The sequence below is a fragment of the Ruegeria sp. CDSC085 genome, assembly GCF_059610465.1.
This window is the reverse complement of the sequence record NZ_JBXWNR010000040.1, coordinates 1-2,500: the sequence shown is the minus strand read 5'-3', so window position 1 is coordinate 2,500 and position 2,500 is coordinate 1. Positions and strand designations below refer to the sequence as shown.

1 tRNA gene and 2 rRNA genes (1 of these 3 cut by a window edge) are annotated in these 2,500 nt (G+C 54.1%); all 3 read left to right on the top strand.

Going from position 1 to position 2,500, the window contains the following annotated elements:
* Positions 1-2,039: ribosomal RNA gene (locus AC2FJB_RS22535) — 23S ribosomal RNA — on the top strand (it extends 791 nt beyond the left edge of the window).
* Positions 2,040-2,222: 183 nt separating this feature from the next.
* A 5S ribosomal RNA gene (rrf, locus tag AC2FJB_RS22530) occupies positions 2,223-2,337 on the top strand.
* Between the two features lie 86 nt (positions 2,338-2,423).
* Positions 2,424-2,500: transfer RNA gene (locus AC2FJB_RS22525), tRNA-Met, on the top strand.

The following is a 2,500-nucleotide window of genomic DNA, read 5'->3' as shown; positions in this document are numbered from 1 at the left end:
GCCTAGGGGTGAAAGGCCAATCAAACTCGGAGATAGCTGGTTCTCTGCGAAATCTATTTAGGTAGAGCGTCATCCGAATACCCCGGGGGGTAGAGCACTGGATGGGTAATGGGGCCCCACAGGCTTACTGATCCTAACCAAACTCCGAATACCCGGGAGTACTAGATGGCAGACACACTGCGGATGCTAACGTCCGTAGTGGAGAGGGAAACAACCCTGACCTACAGCTAAGGCCCCCAATTCATGGCTAAGTGGGAAAGCAGGTGGGACGACCAAAACAACCAGGAGGTTGGCTTAGAAGCAGCCATCCTTTAAAGATAGCGTAACAGCTCACTGGTCTAAATAAGTTGTCCTGCGGCGAAGATGTAACGGGGCTCAAGCCATGAGCCGAAGCTTAGGATGCCGTAAGGCATGGTAGCAGAGCGTAGTGTGACATAAGACTTATCCTCTTTAGTGTCTTTCGGGGCACCTTGGAGGATCGAGTCTTTTCGATGAAGCCGGCGCGTGAGCGATCCGGTGGAGAGATCACTAGTGAGAATGATGACATGAGTAGCGACAAAGAGTGTGAGAGACACTCTCGCCGAAAGTCCAAGGGTTCCTGCTTAAAGCTAATCTGAGCAGGGTAAGCCGGCCCCTAAGCCGAGGCCGAAAGGCGTAGGCGATGGGAACTAGGTTAATATTCCTAGGCCAGGAGGATGTGACGGATCACAGGTGTAGTTCAATCTTATCGGATTGATTGGGCTGCTGAGTGGTTCCTGGAAATAGCCCTCCATCAGACCGTACCCTAAACCGACACAGGTGGACTGGTAGAGCATACCAAGGCGCTTGAGAGAACGATGTTGAAGGAACTCGGCAAAATACCTCCGTAAGTTCGCGAGAAGGAGGCCCGGTTCCTAGGCAACTAGGGGCTGGGGGCACAAACCAGGGGGTGGCGACTGTTTATTAAAAACACAGGGCTCTGCGAAGTCGCAAGACGACGTATAGGGTCTGACGCCTGCCCGGTGCCTGAAGGTTAAAAGGAGAGGTGAGAGCCTTGAATTGAAGCCCAGGTAAACGGCGGCCGTAACTATAACGGTCCTAAGGTAGCGAAATTCCTTGTCGGGTAAGTTCCGACCTGCACGAATGGCGTAACGACTTCCCCGCTGTCTCCAACATCGACTCAGCGAAATTGAATTGCCTGTCAAGATGCAGGCTTCCCGCGGTTAGACGGAAAGACCCCGTGCACCTTTACTACAGCTTCGCACTGGCATCAGGATTGTGATGTGCAGGATAGGTGGTAGGCTTTGAAGCAGGAACGCCAGTTCTTGTGGAGCCTCCCTTGAGATACCACCCTTCGCACTCTTGATGTCTAACCGCGGTCCGTTATCCGGATCCGGGACCCTGCGTGGCGGGTAGTTTGACTGGGGCGGTCGCCTCCTAAAGCGTAACGGAGGCGCGCGAAGGTTGGCTCAGAGCGGTCGGAAATCGCTCGTTGAGTGCAATGGCAGAAGCCAGCCTGACTGCGAGACTGACAAGTCGAGCAGAGTCGAAAGACGGCCATAGTGATCCGGTGGTCCCGAGTGGAAGGGCCATCGCTCAACGGATAAAAGGTACGCCGGGGATAACAGGCTGATACTGCCCAAGAGTCCATATCGACGGCAGTGTTTGGCACCTCGATGTCGGCTCATCTCATCCTGGGGCTGGAGCAGGTCCCAAGGGTACGGCTGTTCGCCGTTTAAAGAGGTACGTGAGCTGGGTTTAGAACGTCGTGAGACAGTTCGGTCCCTATCTGCCGTGGGTGTAGGAGACTTGAGAGGAGTTGCCCCTAGTACGAGAGGACCGGGGTGAACGATCCACTGGTGGACCAGTTGTCGTGCCAACGGCAGTGCTGGGTAGCTATGATCGGACAGGATAACCGCTGAAGGCATCTAAGCGGGAAGCCCCCCTCAAAACAAGGTCTCCCTGAGGGCCGTGGAAGACCACCACGTCAATAGGCCGGAGATGTAAGCGCAGTAATGCGTTCAGTTGACCGGTACTAATCGCCCGATAGGCTTGATTTGATCCAGTAATGGAAAGACAAATCAAAAACATACACACCTTTGACTAAGGATGGCTGTGTCGCGCCAAGCGACACTGTTGATTGACATAATAACCGTGCGGCAACGCGCATTCGTAAACGAATACGCTGCCTGCCGCGCGTCGCCTTTTTGCAAAGCAAAAAGAGCGACGGGGATTTTCCTCGGTTTGGTGGTCATAGCGCAAGTGAAACACCCGGTCCCATCCCGAACCCGGAAGTTAAGCACTGCCGCGCCAATGGTACTTGGGCTTAAGCCCCGGGAGAGTAGGTCACCGCCAAACCTAGAAAAATCCCCCTTCTCTCTAAACGATGATAAAAACACTACCAGGTCTCAACTAGCCGAATAGGCAATAGACCACCAAAGTGTCGCGGGATGGAGCAGCCCGGTAGCTCGTCAGGCTCATAACCTGAAGGTCGTAGGTTCAAATCCTACTCCCGCAACCA